Origin of the sequence: Pseudosulfitobacter pseudonitzschiae (assembly GCF_900129395.1) — a bacterium.
In the GTDB taxonomy this organism is placed as follows: domain Bacteria; phylum Pseudomonadota; class Alphaproteobacteria; order Rhodobacterales; family Rhodobacteraceae; genus Pseudosulfitobacter; species Pseudosulfitobacter pseudonitzschiae.
On sequence record NZ_FQVP01000020.1, the window covers coordinates 1 to 18,293 of the forward strand.

Annotated in this window: 19 protein-coding genes and 1 pseudogene; 17 read left to right on the forward strand and 3 right to left on the reverse strand. The window is 60.7% G+C overall.

All coding sequences use genetic code 11. The features are described 5' to 3' along the window. From BUC08_RS23700 to BUC08_RS23755, 12 genes and pseudogenes are all read left to right on the forward strand, one after another. Positions 1 to 358, forward strand: a pseudogene (locus tag BUC08_RS23700) (biotin carboxylase); the annotation flags it as partial. Next, complete coding sequence (locus BUC08_RS23705) at positions 358 to 861, forward strand: acyl-CoA carboxylase biotin carboxyl carrier protein subunit (RefSeq protein WP_224557918.1); 504 nt, start codon at positions 358 to 360, stop codon at positions 859 to 861. The pseudogene BUC08_RS23700 and the gene BUC08_RS23705, both read left to right, overlap by 1 nt. A gap of 2 nt (positions 862 to 863) precedes the next feature. Beyond that, entirely contained in the window at positions 864 to 2,471 is a 1,608-nt protein-coding gene (locus BUC08_RS23710) for an acyl-CoA carboxylase subunit beta (protein ID WP_037931808.1), read from the forward strand. A 144-nt stretch (positions 2,472 to 2,615) separates the two neighbouring features. Next, entirely contained in the window at positions 2,616 to 3,800 is a 1,185-nt protein-coding gene (locus BUC08_RS23715) for a lipid-transfer protein (RefSeq protein ID WP_037931805.1), read from the forward strand. 24 nt (positions 3,801 to 3,824) lie between these two features. Then, entirely contained in the window at positions 3,825 to 4,655 is an 831-nt protein-coding gene (locus BUC08_RS23720; RefSeq protein ID WP_037931802.1) for an SDR family NAD(P)-dependent oxidoreductase, read from the forward strand. A gap of 99 nt (positions 4,656 to 4,754) precedes the next feature. Then, on the forward strand, positions 4,755 to 6,353 hold the full coding sequence (locus BUC08_RS23725) for an acyl-CoA carboxylase subunit beta (protein WP_037931799.1): 1,599 nt from the start codon (positions 4,755 to 4,757) through the stop codon (positions 6,351 to 6,353). Between the two features lie 10 nt (positions 6,354 to 6,363). Further along, the gene (locus BUC08_RS23730) at positions 6,364 to 7,158 is read left to right on the forward strand and encodes a crotonase/enoyl-CoA hydratase family protein (RefSeq protein ID WP_037931796.1); all 795 of its coding nucleotides are present in this window, start codon (positions 6,364 to 6,366) and stop codon (positions 7,156 to 7,158) included. Then, positions 7,155 to 9,158 carry an acetyl/propionyl/methylcrotonyl-CoA carboxylase subunit alpha gene (locus BUC08_RS23735; protein WP_037931792.1) on the forward strand — a complete coding sequence of 668 codons (2,004 nt, stop codon included), beginning with the start codon at positions 7,155 to 7,157 and terminating at the stop codon, positions 9,156 to 9,158. The genes BUC08_RS23730 and BUC08_RS23735 overlap by 4 nt, the downstream gene beginning before the upstream one ends. Then, on the forward strand, positions 9,155 to 10,321 hold the full coding sequence (locus BUC08_RS23740) for an acyl-CoA dehydrogenase family protein (protein WP_037931789.1): 1,167 nt from the start codon (positions 9,155 to 9,157) through the stop codon (positions 10,319 to 10,321). Before BUC08_RS23735 ends, BUC08_RS23740 begins: the two co-directional genes overlap by 4 nt. 134 nt (positions 10,322 to 10,455) lie before the next feature. Next, positions 10,456 to 11,229, forward strand: coding sequence for an MBL fold metallo-hydrolase (locus BUC08_RS23745; RefSeq protein ID WP_231036444.1), 774 nt, complete (start codon positions 10,456 to 10,458; stop codon positions 11,227 to 11,229). Between the two features lie 91 nt (positions 11,230 to 11,320). Continuing rightward, positions 11,321 to 12,325 carry an IS30 family transposase gene (locus tag BUC08_RS23750; RefSeq protein ID WP_037931786.1) on the forward strand — a complete coding sequence of 335 codons (1,005 nt, stop codon included), beginning with the start codon at positions 11,321 to 11,323 and terminating at the stop codon, positions 12,323 to 12,325. 103 nt (positions 12,326 to 12,428) lie between these two features. Then, positions 12,429 to 13,184 (forward strand): hypothetical protein, encoded by a 756-nt coding sequence (locus BUC08_RS23755; protein ID WP_224769623.1) that lies wholly within the window; start codon positions 12,429 to 12,431, stop codon positions 13,182 to 13,184. Between the two features lie 120 nt (positions 13,185 to 13,304). On the opposite strand, the gene BUC08_RS23760 is transcribed toward BUC08_RS23755, so the two are convergent. From BUC08_RS23760 to BUC08_RS25070, 3 genes are all read right to left on the reverse strand, one after another. Beyond that, entirely contained in the window at positions 13,305 to 13,532 is a 228-nt protein-coding gene (locus tag BUC08_RS23760) for a hypothetical protein (protein WP_024099346.1), read from the reverse strand. 169 nt (positions 13,533 to 13,701) lie between these two features. Then, on the reverse strand, positions 13,702 to 13,959 hold the full coding sequence (locus BUC08_RS23765; RefSeq protein ID WP_037931778.1) for a helix-turn-helix domain-containing protein: 258 nt from the start codon (positions 13,957 to 13,959) through the stop codon (positions 13,702 to 13,704). A 124-nt stretch (positions 13,960 to 14,083) separates the two neighbouring features. After that, the gene (locus tag BUC08_RS25070; RefSeq protein ID WP_397467015.1) at positions 14,084 to 14,335 is read right to left on the reverse strand and encodes a hypothetical protein; all 252 of its coding nucleotides are present in this window, start codon (positions 14,333 to 14,335) and stop codon (positions 14,084 to 14,086) included. 210 nt (positions 14,336 to 14,545) lie between these two features. Here BUC08_RS25070 and BUC08_RS23775 point away from each other — a divergent pair, with 210 nt between their 5' ends. The 5 genes from BUC08_RS23775 to BUC08_RS23795 all read left to right on the forward strand — a co-directional run. Next, complete coding sequence (locus BUC08_RS23775; RefSeq protein WP_037931775.1) at positions 14,546 to 14,914, forward strand: hypothetical protein; 369 nt, start codon at positions 14,546 to 14,548, stop codon at positions 14,912 to 14,914. A gap of 43 nt (positions 14,915 to 14,957) precedes the next feature. Continuing rightward, on the forward strand, positions 14,958 to 15,578 hold the full coding sequence (locus BUC08_RS23780) for a lytic transglycosylase domain-containing protein (protein ID WP_037931772.1): 621 nt from the start codon (positions 14,958 to 14,960) through the stop codon (positions 15,576 to 15,578). Between the two features lie 107 nt (positions 15,579 to 15,685). Further along, complete coding sequence (locus tag BUC08_RS23785; protein ID WP_037931816.1) at positions 15,686 to 15,970, forward strand: TrbC/VirB2 family protein; 285 nt, start codon at positions 15,686 to 15,688, stop codon at positions 15,968 to 15,970. After that, on the forward strand, positions 15,963 to 16,241 hold the full coding sequence (locus tag BUC08_RS23790) for a VirB3 family type IV secretion system protein (RefSeq protein WP_012187324.1): 279 nt from the start codon (positions 15,963 to 15,965) through the stop codon (positions 16,239 to 16,241). Before BUC08_RS23785 ends, BUC08_RS23790 begins: the two co-directional genes overlap by 8 nt. Next, a partial coding sequence (locus BUC08_RS23795; protein ID WP_073194624.1) for a VirB4 family type IV secretion/conjugal transfer ATPase occupies positions 16,231 to 18,293 on the forward strand: 2,063 nt, incomplete at its 3' end. The genes BUC08_RS23790 and BUC08_RS23795, both read left to right, overlap by 11 nt.

Genomic DNA, 18,293 nt, shown 5'->3' on the forward strand with positions numbered 1-18,293 from the left:
CATTCTGGACGGCGGCAAAGTGACCACCGATTTCGACCCCATGCTGTCCAAACTGATCGTCCACGGCCGCAACAGGGCAGAGGCCATCGCCAGGGCGCGTGAAGCGGTCCAGAACTACGTGATCCTTGGGGTGACAACCAACACCGGTTATCTGGATGCCATCCTTGCACATCCGGATTTCGCATCAGGGGATGTCTCGACCGGCTTTCTGGCCGAACAGGCCGATACGCTGACAGCACCTGGCGAAGATGTGAGCGACCTGTTGATGGCGGCGGCGGCCCTGTCGGACGAACGGCTGGTGAGCGATGTGATGCAGATACCTGAAATGCACCGAAAAATGGGCGGGTGGAGAAACTGATGCGGCGGATTTACCAGATCGACGGCGAAGAGACCGAATGCTGGCTGTCGCACGACGGCAGAAGCATGATACTGAACACCCCCGATGGCGCGATCCCCTGCCAATTGGACGCGGCGGAGGCACCCGGCGGCTATACACTGCGGGTGCGCGGGCGCACTTACGACATGCGGGTCGCCGTCGGGCCGGACGCGACATTCGTGCATCTGAACGGGCAGACATTCGCCATCGGGCGCGTCGATCCCGCCGAGCGTCTGGCCGGAAATGATGGCGGCGCGGTCGATGACCGCATCGTCGCGCCGATGCCGGGAGTTGTCGTATCCGTGAATGCCAAGGCCGGCGATCAGGTCAAGGAAGGTCAGCCGCTGCTGGTCATCGAAAGTATGAAACTTGAAACCAGCCTGACCGCGCCGCGCGATGGTGTGATCGCTGAAATACCATTTGCCGCTGGTGATAGTTTTGGGCTCAAGGCCACACTCGCCCAGCTGGCTCCCGAGGAGGAATAATCATGCGCCGGATCGAAAGCCAGATCGACACCAACGCCCCGGATTTCAAGGCCAATCATGCGGCCATGTCCGAGCGGTTGAAAGAGTTCCACGCCCGCCAACACGCGACGCGTTTCGAGCGCCCGCAACGTGACATCGACCGGCTGGCACGGCAGAACAAGCTAGGCGTGCGCGAGCGGCTGAAGCTGTTGCTTGACCCCGGCACACCGTTTCTGGAGTTTTCCACCCTCGCGGCTTGCCGCGAATATGACGGCGCGGTGCCCGGCGCCGCCGTTGTGACGGGCATCGGCATCGTGCAGGGCCGCGAGGTCGCCATTCATGCCAACGATGCGAGCGTCAAGGGCGGGGCATGGTATCCCCATACCGTCAAAAAGATCGTGCGGCTTCTGGATGTCGCGCTGGAAAACCGCCTGCCAGTGATTCACATTTGCGACAGCGCCGGCGGCTTCCTGCCGTTACAGCACGGCGTCTTTCCCGACCGTTATCTGGGCGGTCGCGTCTTTCGCAATCAGGTGAAGCTGAGCCAGGCCAATATCCCGCAGATCGCGGTGGTTGGCGGGCATTGTACAGCTGGTGGTGCCTATGTGCCGACGCTGAGCGATTACAATATCATCATCGAAGGCACCGGAGCCATTTTCCTTGGCGGTCCGCCGCTGGTCAAGGCGGCCACCGGCGAAGAGGTCGGCGTTCAGGAACTGGGCGGAGCGGTCATGCACACCTCGGTTTCGGGCACCGGCGATTACCGCGCGGCCACCGAACAACACGCCTTTTCACTGGCGCGAGAGATTGTCAGCCAATGGAAGCGCACGCCAAAGACGATCATCGAAACCGCCACTTTCGAAGAGCCCTATTACGACCCCAAAGAGCTTTATGGGATCATCCCCAAAGACCGAAAGACCCAGTTCGACATGCGCGAAGTGTTGGCCCGGATCGTCGATGGCTCGCGCTTTCACGAATATCAGCCCGATTACGGCACCACTATGATCTGCGGCTTTGCCCATATCTGGGGTTACAAGGTCGGAATCCTTGCCAATAATGGCGTGCTGTTCAACGACAGTTCGCTCAAGGCGGCGCATTTCATGCAGCTGTGCAACCAGAACCGCACGCCTCTGGTCTTTTTCCAGAACATCACAGGCTACATGGTGGGGCGCGAATACGAAGAACGCGGAATCGCCAAGGACGGCGCGAAGATGCTGATGGCGCAGGGCGGATCGGTCGTGCCGAAATTCACTGTGATCGCCAATGCCTCTTACGGAGCGGGAAATTACGGCATGTGCGGACGGGCATGGGATGCGCGCACGCTGTTCATGTGGCCGCAGGCCGAAATCGGCGTGATGGGCGCGGATCAGGCCGCCAATACCATGGCCGACGTCAAGATCCGCCAGCTTCAGCGCGAAGGCAAGGAGTTGACCGAAGAGGAAATCGCCGCGATCCGCGATCCCGTCCTTGAGAAATTCCGCCAAGATGTGGAAGCCTATACCTCGACCTCTGAATTGTGGGACGACGGTATTCTCGACCCCGCAGATACGCGCAATGCGCTTGGCATGTCGATTTCCGCCTCGCTGAATGCCCCGATTGATGATCCGCACTACGGAATATTCCGGCTCTGACGGCTTCGGGGTGACGACGCGCACCCCACGTCACAGCAGGGTAGTGTTGACAGGCAGACACTCTTGGATGCAAAAATCTAACAAGTGATAGAAAATGGGCCGGTTCTGATTCGTCTACGGCCGGTTCCAGTATAGGAGACAGAGATGACCAACAAAGCCTATATCAGCGGCGTCGGGATGGTCCCGTTCCAGAAACCCGGAAAATCCGAAAGCTATGATGTGATGGCCGCCACGGCCACCCGTTCCGCGTTGGCGGACGCGGGTCTGGATTATGACAAGGTAGAGCAGGCCTATGTGGGCTATGTCTACGGCGACAGCACCAGCGGCCAACGCGCTCTATACCATGTCGGGATGACCGGCATTCCGGTAGTGAACGTGAACAACAACTGCTCAACCGGGTCCTCGGCCCTGTTCCTCGCCCGTCAGGCCGTCGAAAGCGGCGCGGTCGACTGCGCGCTGGCGCTTGGGTTCGAACAGATGCAGCCGGGCGCGCTCGGTTCGATGTTCCACGATCGCATCAGCCCGTTTACGGCGTTCGACGAAGAAACCGACGATCTGGTGGGTAATTCGGAAATTCCACTGGCGCTCCGGTATTTCGGCGGTGCGGGCAAGGCCCATATGGACGAGTTCGGCACAACCATGGAAACCTTTGCGAAAATCCGGGCCAAGGCCAGCCGACACGCGGCCAAGAACCCCGTCGCGCTGTTCCGGCAGGAAGTGACGCCCGAAGAGGTAATGGCGGCCCCGGTCATGTGGCCGGGTGTCATGACCAGGCTGATGGCCTGCCCACCGACCTGCGGTGCCGCTGCGGCAATCGTCTGTTCCAAGGAATTCGCCGACAAACACGGCCTCGACAGCTCGGTTCGGATATCGGCGCAGGCCATGACAACGGACGGTCCCGAAACTTTCGGTGCGCATGACATGCGCGAGGTTGTAGGCTTTTCGATGGCCAAACGTGCCGCCGATCAAGTCTACGAGGCCGCCGGCATCGGGCCGGACGATGTAGACGTCGTCGAACTACACGATTGTTTCGCTCATAACGAGCTGATCACCTACGAGGCTCTCGGCCTTTGCGCACGTGGCGATGCCGCGAAATTCGTCGATGACGGCGACAACACCTATGGCGGCAAATACGTAACCAACCCATCGGGTGGTCTTTTGTCCAAGGGTCATCCGCTGGGTGCCACTGGACTTGCGCAATGCACCGAACTTGTTCAGCAACTTCGCGGTACGGCCGATGCGCGCCAGGTCGATGGTGCGCGATTGGCGCTTCAGCATAACCTCGGTCTCGGCGGGGCCTGTGTGACCACGCTTTACGAAAAAGTCTGACAGCACCACTCGAAAGGATAGAACATGACTGACAAACTCGACGGGCGCGTGGCGCTGGTTTCCGGTTCGGGCCGGGGCATCGGACGTGAAATCGCGCTCAAGCTTGCCTCGGAAGGGGCGCGGCTGGTAATCAACGATCTGGATGCCGATCCGGCCAATGAAACCGCCGAAGCCATCCGCGCCGCCGGTGGCGAAGCGGTGGTCTGCGCCGGCAGCGTGACCGAGGACGGTTTTGCTGAACGGTTCATCAAGACCGGCGTCGACAGCTTCGGCGGTCTGGACATAATCGTGAACAACGCCGGCTACACCTGGGACAGCGTTGTTCAGAAGATGACCGACGAACAATGGCAGGCGATCATCGACGTTCACATGACAGCCCCGTTCAGAATTCTGCGCGCCGCCCAGCCGATAATCAGCGCCAAGGCCAAGGAAGAAGCCGCCGCCGGACAGGAAGTGTTCCGCAAGGTGGTGAATATCTCGTCCATCGCGGGCACCGGCGGCAACGCGGGTCAGATCAACTATTCCGCCGCCAAGGCTGGCATTTTGGGGGTCACCAAGACGATGGCCAAGGAATGGGGCCGTTACAAGGTCAACGTGAATGCCGTGGCTTTCGGCCCGATTCGCACCCGTCTGACCGAGGGCAGCGCCGACGGCGACAGCACGATCAAGGTCGAGGAAAAAGAGATCAAGGTCGGCGTGAATCCCGATCTTCTGTCCCAGATGGAACGGATGATCCCTCTGGGCCGGGTCGGCACCCCGGAAGAGGCCGCGGGCGCGGTCTATCTGTTCTGTGCGCCTGAATCGAACTTCATCTCGGGCCAGCACATCATCTGCGGCGGCGGCTTCGTGATCTAGCACCGGCCACCATAGCCGCGCATTCGGGTTCTGACGTGCGACTGAAAATTCCGGGCAGCCGCATGACGGTTGCCCGAACTGTAACAGGATATCCGATCCATGGCGCGTCTCGAAACAACAGTACTGACCGCATCCGAAACCTACACGCGCAACCACGCGGCGCAAAACGAACGCGTCGAAACCCTGCGCACCCGTATTGCCGAGGCGACGTCGGGTGGACGTCCCGACATGGTCGACCGGCACCGCAAGCGCGGCAAACTTCTGGTCCGCGACCGGATCGACCTGCTGGTGGATCCGGGCACCGCGTTTCTGGAGCTGTCGTCGCTGGCGGCCTATGGCCAATACGGCGGCGAGGTTCCCGGTTCCGGTATCGTCACCGGCATCGGTATGGTCCACGGGCTGCCTTGTATGGTGATCGCCAACGACGCCACGGTAAAGGGCGGCTCTTTCTATCACGAGACGGTGCAGAAACACATCCGCGCCCAGGAAATCGCGGCGGAAAATCGGCTGCCCTGCCTGTATCTGGTGGATTGCGGCGGCGCCTATCTGCCTGAACAGGACCGTGTCTTTCCCGATGCCCGCCATTTCGGCAATTCCTTCTATCGCCAGACAAATATGTCGGCCAGCGGCTTGCCGCAGATCTCGGCCGTGTTCGGCGGCTGCACGGCGGGGGGGGCCTATATCCCCGCGCTGTCGGACGAAGTCATCATGGTGCGCGGCAACGCGCGCATCCATCTGGGCGGGCCTTCGATCGTCAAGGTGGCGATCAACGAAGAGGTCGATGGCGAAACGCTGGGCGGAGCAGAGATGCATTCTCGTGTCTCTGGCGTTTCTGACCATCTGGCAGAAGACGAACACCATGCGCTGGCCTTGATGCGCGACATCGTGGCCGAGCTTGGCCAGTCGCGCCCGATGCAGCCTGACGCAGCTCCCGAAGCGCCTGCGCATGACCCGTCCGAATTGCTCGGTGTCATCAGCGCCGACCGCAAGGAACCCTATGACATGCGCGAGGTTCTGCTGCGCATGATCGACGCGGGCGAATTCCGCGAATTCAAACCGGGCTGGGGCGAAACGCTGGTCTGCGGCACGGCGCGTATCCACGGCTATCGCGTAGGTATCCTGGCCAACAACGGCGCGCTATTGTCCGACAGCGCACTCAAGGGCGCACAATTCGTGTCAATGTGTGACCAACGGAATATCCCGCTTCTCTTCCTGCACAATATTTCCGGCTTCATGGTCGGGACCGAGGCCGAGCGCGGCGGCATCGCCAAGGACAGCGCAAAGCTGGTCTATGCGATGTCAGTCGCCAAGGTGCCGCGCCTGTCGGTCCTTCTGGGCGGCTCTTACGGGGCGGGTAATTACGGCATGTGCGGGCGCGGCTTTGCGCCGAACTTCCTCTTTGCGTGGCCGACGGCGGAACTGGCCACCATGTCCGCCGACATCGCCACCAACGTAATGCTGGAACTGCGCCGCCAGAAGGGGGGCGATCCAGACAAGATGCAGGCCGATATGGACCAGATCGAGGCGCAGGTGCGCGCTCAGTACGGTGAACAGTCCGATCCCTATTACGCCACATCGCGGTTGTGGGATGACGGGCTGATCGAACCGGGTCAGACCCGCGATATCCTTGGCCTGTGTCTGGCCATCGTCTCTTCGGTACCCGAAGCAGGGCGCCACACGCCCGTATTCAGAATGTGAGGCCCACACCATGACAACGACCTACGAAACCATCCTGCTTGAAACCGACGAACGCGGTGTCGCCACGGTAACACTCAACCGGCCTGACAAACACAATGCCCTGAACGGAACGTTGATCGCCGAGCTTGCGGATGCCGCAGAGAAACTGGCCGCCGATGACAAGGTGCGTATCGTGATCCTGACCGGAACCGGCAAGAGTTTTTGCGCCGGTGGGGATTTCAACTGGTTCTCTTCCAACATTGAGAAGTCCCGCGCAGAGCGGGTCAACCAAAGCGCGACGCTTGCGTATTTACTACGCCGCCTCGATACCCTGCCCAAACCCCTGATCGGTCGGATCAACGGCCCGGCCTATGGCGGCGGCGTCGGCATGATTTCGGTCTGCGACTATACGATCGGGGCGAACGACGCGCGCTTTGGCCTGACAGAGGTGAAACTGGGCTTGTTGCCCGCCAATATCTCGCCCTATGTCGTGGCCCGCATCGGCAAGGTGCATTCGCGCGAAACCATGCTGTCGGGGGCGCTGTTCGACAGCACGCGCGCCGAACGGATCGGACTGTTGACCGAGGTTGTCGCCGCCGGTGAATTGGATGCGGCCATCGAGCGCGTCGTGAATAATCACCTGCAGGCCGCGCCGGGTGCGGTGGCTGACACCAAGGCACTGATCGCCTATGTCGCGGCGCATGATCTGGAAACCAACATGATCTATACCGCCGACCGTCTGGCCGACGCCTGGGAGACCGAGGAAGGCATCGAAGGCATCAACAGTTTCCTCGACAAAAGCACTCCTTCCTGGCGGGTGAAATGAGCTTTTCCCGCGTCCTGATCGCCAACCGGGGCGAAATCGCCCGGCGCATCCAGCGCGGGTGCCGCAAGCTGGGGCTGGAAACGGTGGCGGTCTTTTCCGAGGCCGACCGCGATGCACCCTTTGTAATCGAAGCCGATCACGCCGTCTGCATCGGCGGGGCGGCACCTTCGGAAAGCTATCTGAACGTCGATGCCATTCTTGACGCCGCCCGCGTGACCGGCGCGGGCGCGGTGCATCCCGGCTATGGCTTTTTGTCCGAGAACGCCGGTTTCGCCGCTGCGGTCGAGGCGGCAGGCCTTGTGTTTATCGGGCCGGAACCGGGCGCGATTGCCATGATGGGATCAAAGATCGAGGCCAAGGCCGCCGCAGAGGCCGCGGGTGTGCCTGTCCTGCCCGGTTACCGCGGCACCGACCAATCCGACGCGCGGTTGCTGGAAGAAGCGCGGGCGCTTGGCACGCCGCTTCTGGTCAAGGCGAGTGCGGGGGGAGGCGGGCGCGGCATGCGACTTGTCACCGATCTGGCCGACGCGCCGGAGGCCATTGCCTCCGCCCGGTCCGAGGCGAAAGGCGCGTTTGGCGATGCAGCGGTTTTCCTCGAACGCTACGCGCCCCGTGCCCGCCATGTCGAGGTGCAGGTGCTGGGCGACAGCCACCGCACCCTGCTGCATCTGGGGGACCGCGACTGTTCGCTGCAACGCAACCACCAAAAACTGATCGAGGAGGCCCCCGCCGCCGATCTGCCCGAAGATCTGCGCGATGACATGCGCGCGGCGGCGGTCCGGCTGGCGCAATCCATCGACTATCGCTCGGCGGGAACGGTGGAATACCTTTATGACCCGTCGCGCGGCGAATACTACTTTCTTGAGATGAACACCCGCCTGCAGGTCGAACATCCTGTGACCGAGGCGATCACCGGCATCGACCTGGTCGAATGGCAGTTGCGCATCGCGCGGGGCGAGCCATTGACGCTGGCGCAGACCGATGTGCGGTTCGACGGCCACGCCATCGAGGTGCGCATCGCCGCCGAGAACCCGGCCGAAAATTTCCGCCCCGAAACCGGCCGGATCACTCTTTGGGCACCGCCCGCAGGCGTACGGCTGGACAGCGGAGTCGCGGCGGGCTCGGTCGTCGGTCACCATTACGATTCCATGGTGGCCAAGCTGATCGTCCACGCGCCCGACCGCGCCGGGGCGATCCGCAGGGCTGTCGCCGCGATTGATACCTTCGCCGTTGGCGGTGTGGGGCTGAACCTGTCGTATCAACGCGCCCTGCTGACACACGCGGATTTTCAGGCGCTTCGCCATCACACCTCGGGACTGCCCGAGATGTTCCCGGATGGCTGGACGCAACCCACGCCCGACACCCGCGACTCCGGCCTCGCCGTCATGGCGCTCCATCTGCATCTCGCCCCGGCGGGCACGTCGCCCTGGGAAAGCCTCGGAGCGTGGCGGCTCACGGCACCGGGGGGACGGCCCGGTGCAGCGTCCTATTGGACCACATCGCTGGATGATCCGATCCGCATATCGGGCACCCCGGAAACCCTTGTCGCTGTTCTGCCGGACGGCCAGAGCCTCACAACCAAAACCGCCGCCATGACCGCCGACCGCCTGAGCGGGCGCGTCGACGGTGTTCCGTTCACGCGCATTGCCCATGTCGAACGCGCCGGCGATCATTGGCGGGTGCATCTGCAGACTCCTGCGGGGATGACCCTGACAGACCTGCGCACACTGGAAGATCGGCACCTCGCCCGCGCCAGCGTCGGCGCAAGCGGCGCTGACCTGCTGACAGCCCCGATGCCGGGCGCCGTTGCCGAGGTGCGCGTCGCTCCCGGCGATACTGTCGCCGCTGGGGATACGCTGGTGGTGCTGGAAGCCATGAAACTGCTGCAAAGCCTGCCCGCGCCGGTCGCGGGCGTGGTAACGGAAATCTATTGTGCGCCGGGCGATACAGTCGCCGGACACGCCCCACTCGTCAAACTCGACCCGGAGGAACAAACATGACCAAACAGGAAACCATCACCACAACCGGCGGCCCGTTCAACGAAGACCTCGACATGATCCGCGATCAGCTGCGTCGGTTCATCCAGACCGAAGTGACGGCCAAGGCCGACGCCTGGGAAGAGGAGGGCATGGTGCCGCGCGACGTGCTGCGCCGAATGGGTGATCTTGGCGTTCTGGGCATGCGCTATGACGAAAAATACGGTGGCGCCGGGCTGGATGTGATGTCCAGCGTGGTCCTGGCCGAAGAGGTCGGACGCTCCACATTCGGCGGTTTCGCGGCCACGGTGCTGGTCCATACAGATATGGCCTCGCCGCATCTTGAAAACGCCGGCACCCCGGAGCAAAAAGCCCGCTGGATGCCGTCGATTACCGCAGGCGAAAAAATCGCCGCCGTGGCAGTGACCGAACCGGGTGCCGGATCGGACGTGGCGGGCATGCGCAGCCGCGCGGTGCAGGACGGGTCGGACTGGGTGCTGAACGGCACCAAGATGTTCATCACCAACGGCGTGCATGGCGACATCTATTTCGTCGGTGCCAAGACCGATCCAGATGCCAAGGGGTCGCGCGGAATCACCATGTTCGCGATCGAAAAGGGCACGCCCGGTTTCTCGGTCGGACGGGCGCTGAACAAGACCGGCTGGCTGTGTTCGGACACCGCCGAGCTGATTTTCGAGGATGTTCGCGTCCCGGCGGAGAATATTCTCGGCGAGGTCAACAAAGGCTTCTATTCGGTGATGAAGAACTTTCAGAACGAACGCATCGTTCTGGGCGCCATGGCCTGCGCCGAGGCACAGACCGCACTGGACATGACCGTGGACTACGTCAAGCAACGTAAGGCCTTTGGCGGCGTGCTTTGGGACAAGCAAGCCATCCGCCAGCGGCTGGCCGACTGTCAGACCCGGATCGAGGCAGGTCGCCAGCTTGTCTATCATGCAGCCAGGCAGGATGCGGCAGGCCGCGATTGCGTGAAAGAGGTCTCGATGGTCAAGGCGTACTGCGGCGAGTTGGTAAACTCAGTGCTCTACGACTGTGTGCAATTCCACGGCGGCATGGGCTACATGCGCGAAACACCAGTCGAGCGGATGTCACGCGATGCCCGCGTTCAGGCCATCGGCGGCGGTGCCAGCGAGGTGATGCTCGAAGAGGTTGCGAAACGCATGTGAACCGTCAGCCCGAGACGCCGACCATTTGGCGAACACAAGGATAATCTGCGCAAGCATGGAAGATGGTGATATCAATGACGAAAAGCAGCATGTTTTTCACGGAACCCGAACCGTGTCGCGCTCAGGCTGTCGAGGTGGCCGAGGGCATTCAGAGGATCGTTGCCGACAATCCGGGAAAGATGACCTATTACGGGACGAACACCTATATCATCGACAGCTCTGACGGCCGGTTCGTGATCGACCCCGGACCGGTAGAAGACCACGACCATTTCGAAGCCATCGTCGAAACTCTGGGAGAAGGTGCCACCGGAATTCTCGTCACACATCACCATTCCGATCATTTCGGCGCCGCACCGGCACTGCGCGAAAGGACAGGTCTGCCTGTTCACGTCTCACGGGTGTTTCCGGACGACGCCTTCGAACCTGACGGATACCTTGACGACGGTGATGTGATCGCCGGGCTCACTGTTCTGCACACGCCCGGTCATGCAAGCGATCATCTGTGCTTCGCACGACCGGACGGGGTTCTGTTTTCTGGTGATCACATGATGGGTTGGAACAGCTCGATCGTAAGCCCGCCTGACGGCAACATGCGCGATTACTGCGCCCAGCTTCAACGATTGATCGACCGTAATGACAGGGTCTGCTTGCCCGGTCACGGCCCCGTGCTTCACGACCCGCAACCCTACATCCAGCGATTGCTCGACAACCGGATGCGCCGCGAAGCAGAGATTCTCGCGCATCTGTCGAAAAAACCCGATACGATCAAGAATATTGCAGTATCGGTTTACAAGAAATCCGACCCGCATATCGCAATGGCTGCCGAACGCAATGCCGCGGCACACCTGGAAAAGCTCCTCGCGGAAGCGCGGGTTACCAAGAACAATGAGATTTGGAATTTAACATAACCCATATTATGCGCGTAATACACTTTGCGTGGCACATTCCATTTTGGATTGCATCACTCGATAAATTTCTGATGCAGATCAGGAGGATGTGATGAGACGACCCTACCGCAAATTGAACATTGATGAACGCAGAATCTTAGCGACGATGCTTCAGGCGAAAGCCACGAAGACGAAGATCGCTGAAACGCTTGGCCGAGATCGTTCGACCATCCACCGTGAGATCAAGCGCAACTGGTGGCATGACACGGAAGTTCCGCTGGCTGACGGGTACTGGCATATGACTGCGCAGACGCTCGCGGATCGGCGCCATCTCAAGCGCTGCAAATTGGAGCAACATGAGGATTTACGCAATGAAGTGATTGGCAAACTAAAAGACGGTTGGTCACCGGAACAAATCGCAGGTCGGCTCAAGCTCGAACCGCGCGCGCCGCATCAGATCTGCCACGAGACGATCTATCAGTATGTGTATTCAAAGAGCGGCCAGTCTCAAGAGCTTGGCCGTTATCTGCCAGCGCGTCAAAAGAAGCGTAAACCCCGCTATGCTCGCAAGGCGCGTGGTGAGGTTTTCCCCTTGGAAACAAGCATCCACAACCGCCCAGAGGAGATCAATGACCGCAGCCAATTCGGCAACTGGGAGGGCGATTTAATGATCTTTGAGCGCGCGCAAGGCAACGCCAACGTAGCTACGCTAGTCGAGCGCAAGACCCGCTATACTGTCCTGCTGCGCAACAATGATCGCAAGTCAAAGCCGCTTATGAACCGGTTGATCGACGAGATGTCGCCCCTGCCCGCCGATGCTCGCCGCAGTATCACCTTTGATCGCGGTTTTGAGTTTACGTCCTGGCGAGACTTGAAGACTGGCATGGGCACCAAATCGTGGTTCTGCGATCCGCAGGCCCCATGGCAAAAAGGCTCCGTCGAGAACATGAACAAGCGGGTGCGCCGGTACCTGCCGCGGGATACCGCTCTGCTGTCGCTCCCAAATCGATATATAGGGTCGATTTGCGCGCGCCTGAACGCGACGCCGCGCAAATGTCTGGGCTACAGGACACCGGCTGAAGCCTTCAGAGATGAACTAATGAAACTGCAGCGATGATGAGATACCCTGCCCCCGTAAACCGATGCAATCGGAATGGAACTCACAGTTGCAATAGTATATTATTGAAGGTAAGGTGGTTCCCGACAAAGGGTCCCCTACCATGCGCTTTCAACTTAGACGACTGTCTCTATGCCTAACCGCTGTAACCGCTTTGGCAACCGGTGTGCTGCCGAGCACCACAAAAGCACAAACCTATCCAATCGACTGCGCAATCCTTCTCTGCCTGTCCGGCGGTTGGCCCGCTTCCGTGCCCTGCAGCCGTGCCCGTGCCGAGTTTATCCGTCGCATCACGCCTTGGCCTGTGGAACCACCACTGCAAATCTGGCGCTGTCCCATGGGCGCATCTTATGAGCCCAAACGACATCCGAGCAATGTATACCGAATCTTCGAAGCCTTGTTTCACGCCAAGGACTATTCGCCCCGCCAATCGTTTCCAGGCGATGATGTTGCCGTCCAAACAAAATCAACAAATGCCGTTTGGCGCTCTCCAGAAACCGGAACGGGCGGCATTCCAGCAGACTTCGTGCTTCGCCTCGTCCAGGATCGGGCGGACATCGATATCAGCGGTCCGGAGTTCAATTTTGTCCGATCCATTCGCGTCTTTGATGTACGGTATGCGCGACAGCACGAGTCCGGGCGCGATGGGGACTGTAACCGAAGCGCGACCGTGGTCCTCGGCACTTACGGGACCCAAGGCGATTTCACTTGGCAGAGGTCTTCCGTCACTGCCCTTCCTTCGGCTCACGTAGGCCTTGAACGCTGGGGCGAGCATTGCCCTGGCATTTATCACCGATCCGTCTTCGTCGATTGGCGTGACTATGAGGGTAACTACGGGTTCGAGCAAGTGAACTACTGACCTGCCGCCACGTAGATTTGTCTCGGAAGACGGCTTCTTTGACGTCTACGGCCGCACCGCGTACGCGTCGCGGTCCACATGCTGTTTGGCGTTTCGGCAAATACCGCAGGTTCGCACTCCTCAACCGCCGTCGCCACTTCGCATCCGCGTGAGTGCATCGAAGTCGATTTCGCGCTTCTCCGCGTCCTTCAAATCAGGCTGACATTGTCCAACCCGTTGCGGGCCGTTGACATCCCACATCACCGCCAACGCGCCCGTATTCCAACGATATACCCAACCGACAACACTACGCTCATCTGCCCCGATCAAATTCGCAATCGCGACGCCTTCGACCTTATCTTCGTTCACTGTCTACTGACTTCCTGCACTGAGGCCCTGCGAAATGCGGCGTGGGGTTGCAGAGCGTTCACTACGACCGCGCGCCGGACTTCGTTGATTTTGGCTAACTGGTCCTCGATGAGGAAATGATCATCAGACCGGGGAAATGGGTTCCTGTTTTTTCAACAATTCATTGGCTTCAAATCCTGTGGTCGGGCTCCGTGGCGGCTTCGACGATCGCCAGTAGCTCAAACGGGTCAAAGCCAATGGCGCGCGCCAAGACGACCAACTCGACAACGTCGACCCGGCGCTGGCCGCTTTCAATGCGCGCCACAAGTGATTGATGGCACTTGAGCTTGACCGCCAAGTCCTCCTGACCGAGGCCCGCCTTGATGCGGGCGTCGACCAATGCCTGACAAAGTGCCACCTGTCCCGTGCTTCTGATTGTCTTTGCCACGCGTCACATACCTTTTGTGACGTCGCTAGCGGATGAAATCTGTTATCTAAAAAGTAGATATATGAGGGTGTTATCGGCGTCTTGTTTCCATGGGGTGCAAATCTGATGCATCCCTGATGGCTCATCAATCCCCCACCAGCTGCAAGAACCGACCGTAGTCTTCACTGACTTCCCGCGCTTCTTTAAAAGCCCGCGCGCGCTCGTTATCGAGACAGCGAAAGTAGTCCTGGATGTTTGAGATATAGTCTTCGAAATCACCACGGATGATGTCCGCATAGTCCCGCGCTGCCTGCGAATCGCTTGGTAGGAAAGGACGGGCCGGGGCGAAGCAGGATTCCGCGAAAACCGGCTCGGGAACGCAGATCAGAAGGACTATAGCTTGCAATGGGAGCAGGCATGTCAACCTTGGGTTTCTCAAACCTGTTATCTCCTTGATCGCAGACACTGGCCGTGACTAGTGTTTGCGTAACCAAACTACAGCTAAAGCACGATATTACATCTTGCGGTTGATAGTATACTATCGTAACTCTGGGCTTCAAGTGGGAATGCCTGGGGTCGCGCGATTGGAGAAAGCGTGAGCCGGGCCATGAACTGGGACATCGAAGCACCAAATGTGGTTACGGAAGCCAGGTTCCGCGAGCTCGTGGAAAGCGGCTATAGCGCAGAAATCCTGTGCCAGGAGTCGGCACATAAGAAAGGCCCCAGCTATTACGGGGTCTGGATCATGCGCGTTGTCTCTGATGATGGCGTGGAAAAGCTCCTCGTCACCGCCCGCACGCGGACGACCTACAACGATATCAAGATCCGCGAGTTCAAGACGGTCTCCGGCGTGGTGTCTTTCTTCATTGGCCTTGGCTTTGCGCATGTCGACCTGCCGCTTGAGGCGGGGACAAGCCGTACGCACAAACTTGCGCCGTCAGACAAAGCCCCATCAGACAAGGGCGCTGACAACTAACCTCGTCTGTCTCTGGCTGGTCGCAGCACCTGCCTCAGCGCAAATGGTCCTGGTCATGGAGAGCGACGGCTCTCTGACCCCATCCCGGTCTCAGAGCGGTTTTGCCCGGAACTACAATGACGGCGTTGGTCAGGGATCGGCGTCCGATGGTTTGGCCATTTTTGGCGAGACTGAAGCAGCGCCCAAACCTGACGCGCTGAGGTTTGCAGCGTTCGCCCAGCCAGCACCCCTGCCCCGCGCAGACGTTCTCTCGGGCATCGAGGCAACGGCCCTGCGCTATGCCAGCCATCCCGGTTTGCGCCGCGCGGGACTGTCCGTCACGGATTGGTTCACCCTTTACCGCGCCAATATCGAAGTGGAGAGCGCCTACAGGCAGGATGCCATCTCGAGCGCGGGCGCCATTGGTCTGGGCCAATTGATGCCAGCAACCGCGCGCGATCTCGACGTCGATCCGCGTGACCCGCTCCAGAACCTCGACGGTTCCGCCCGTTACCTCGCGATGATGCTGGAGCGCTTCGGCGATCCGCATCTGGCGCTGGCGGCCTACAACGCGGGGCCGGACGCCGTGCGCCAACACGGTGGCATTCCCCCTTACAGAGAAACCCAGAACCACGTCGCCCGTGTCATGGCTGTCGTGGCCCGATTGGAAGGATCAAATTCATGATGTCCCAACCTTTTTGGAAATCATTCCTCAAAAAATTTATCGGCAATGTCACGAGAGCGCGCAGCGCGGCAGTGCATTGGCGATACCGCTTTTTCCAAACAAGTTGGATTTCAAACCTCTTTGTCGCCTCGCTGGCGCTATTCCTGTTCATTGCCGAGCCCGCCCTCGCCCAGAGCATCGACCTCTCCCCGATCCAGAGCTTGTTGCAGGGCATTGTCGATGCGCTGACGGGACCTCTTGGTGTGGTCATAGCCACACTCGCGGTCCTCGGGGTCTTTCTCAGCTGGTTTTTCAACATCATTGATCTGCGACAGGCGCTCTGGGTCCTCGTGGGCATCGCTGGTGTTGCCGCCGCCCCCACCATCGTTGCCGCGGTCTTTGCCGGTGGCTGAGCGCGCGCCTCTCTTCCTCGGCCTCGTGCGCCCGCCCAAGCTTCTGGGCCTGCCCATCATGTACGCGATGGTCTGGCTCTTCGGATCGGTGCTCTTGTTCGTCTGGGTCCAGCACATCGCAGTGCTGGGTGTCGCCGCCCTGCTCTACCCCGTGCTTTGGAAGGCCGCGGATTGGGACCCGCGTTTCATCGACGTGATGATGACAGCCCTGCAGGAGACACCGCCCACGCGCAACAGGTCCATCCATGGCGGGGACAGCTATGCCCCGTGATGACGCCCGTGATGCTGCGCTCGATGCCCGCACAATGACGCCAGACTGGTACGCGCGCGAGACCCGGCTTGCGCATATGCTGCCCTATGTGAGCCTCGTCGACGACCAGACCGTGCGGACCCGGGTGAACGAACTCTTCCGCTGCATCCGGCTCGAGGGGATCAACAGCTACACGACGGACGATGCCTATCTCGACAAGGTGACAGCGCTTTTTGCCCGCATCGTCGCACAGCTTGGGCCGGAATTCAGCTATTACGTCCACAAGGTCTCCAAGGCCATCAAACCTGATCTCGACCCCATCCGCGAAGACAGCTTCGCGGGCGAGGTGGACCGGCGCTGGCGCGCAAAACTCGAGACCAGCGGGCTCCGCGACAAAACACTGACGCTCACCGTCCTTCACCGCCCGCCCCCGAAAAGCCTCCTGCCGTTCCTCAGCCGCAGCGCGCCGGACCGGCTGAGAGAGGAGACCCGCAAACGCCTGCAGCGCCTCGGCGAGGCCGTGAATGTCTTCCTCTCGGGGCTTACCGAGCTCAAGCCGCGCCTGCTGTCAGCCGGATCGGGAGAGTTGGTGGGATTTTTGGGCGCGCTCAACACGGGCACCGAGCTGCCGCTCTACCCGGCCAACACCTACGGCTTTCTGTCCTTCAACGTCGCCAATACCCGCGTGACGTTTCACGGCGACCATTTCGAGCTTTCCGAGGGCGTCGTGGGCCACCGCTACGGCAAGAGCTTCACCATCGGAGAATACTCGGAAGGCACCTCCTGCACCATGTTCGACATGCTGAACCTGCCGGTCGACATGATCGTGACGCACTCCTTCACGCCGATCAATTCGAACCTCATGGCGGGCCGCATCAAGCGGCAAAAGCGGCAGATGCAGGCGAGCCAGGACGCAGCCCTCTCGCTCCTGGAAGCCCTCGATATCGCCGCCGACGATCTCGAAGCCAAGCGCCAGAACTTCGGCGAGCACCACATGGTCGTGACGCTCTTTTGCGACACGCTCGAAGAACTGCAAACCCTCAGCGCCGAGATCGTGAACGCCGCCGCGACCGAAGGCGTGAAGATGATCGGCGAGCGGGTCGCGGCCAAGGCGCATTACCTCAGCCAGCATCCCGGCAACCAGCCCAAGCGCGTCCGCGCCAGTGCCGTCACCAATCGCAACTTTGCGGATTTCGCGGCATTCCACCGAACGCAGCTCGGCAAACCCGCCGCGAAAACCCCATGGGGCCGGGTCGTCACATATTTGCCCACGCCGGAGCAGAGCGCCTACCGGTTTTCCTATCACGAGCAGGGATCGCCCGACAAAGAACCGACCAGCGGGCATACCCTGATCATGGGGCGGCCCGGGTCAGGCAAATCGGTGCTGTCGGCCTTCCTGATGACGCAAGCCCGTCGCGCAGGGGCGCGGATCTTCGTCTTCGATTACCGTCTTGGTATGGAGATGGCGGTCCGCGCCAATGGCGGGCGCTACGCGTCCCTGAACGCCGGTCAGCCCACGGGCCTCAATCCGCTCTGGACCGAGACTGACGCGCGGGGTACCGCATGGCTTTCGGATTGGCTCGCCACACTGCTCTACCGCGCCGACAAGCCCCTGACCCCGGCGCAGACCAACCGCATCCAGGAAGTCGTGCGCCAGAATGCGCAAGCGACCAACCCCGCCCTGCGGAACTGGCGGGATTTCGCATCGCTTTTTGTGTCCACCGATGATGGCGGCGATCTGCACCAGCGCCTGCTCGAATGGACCGAGGACGGCCGCTATGGCTGGATCTTCGGCCAGAGCCTCGAGGACACGTTCTCGCTCAAGGGCGATGTCGTGGGCTTCGATCTCACCGGCATCCTCGACAGCGAGGCCGACAAGGAACGGATGGCGGTTCTCTCCTATCTTTTCCGCCGGGTCGAACGCGAGATCGAGGACCGCCGCCCCACCATCATCGTGATCGACGAGGCCTGGAAGGCGCTCGACAACGCGTATTTCGCCGAGCGGCTGTCAAACTGGCTGGTGACCGCGCGCAAGCAGAACACGGTCGCGGTGATGATGACGCAATACGCGAG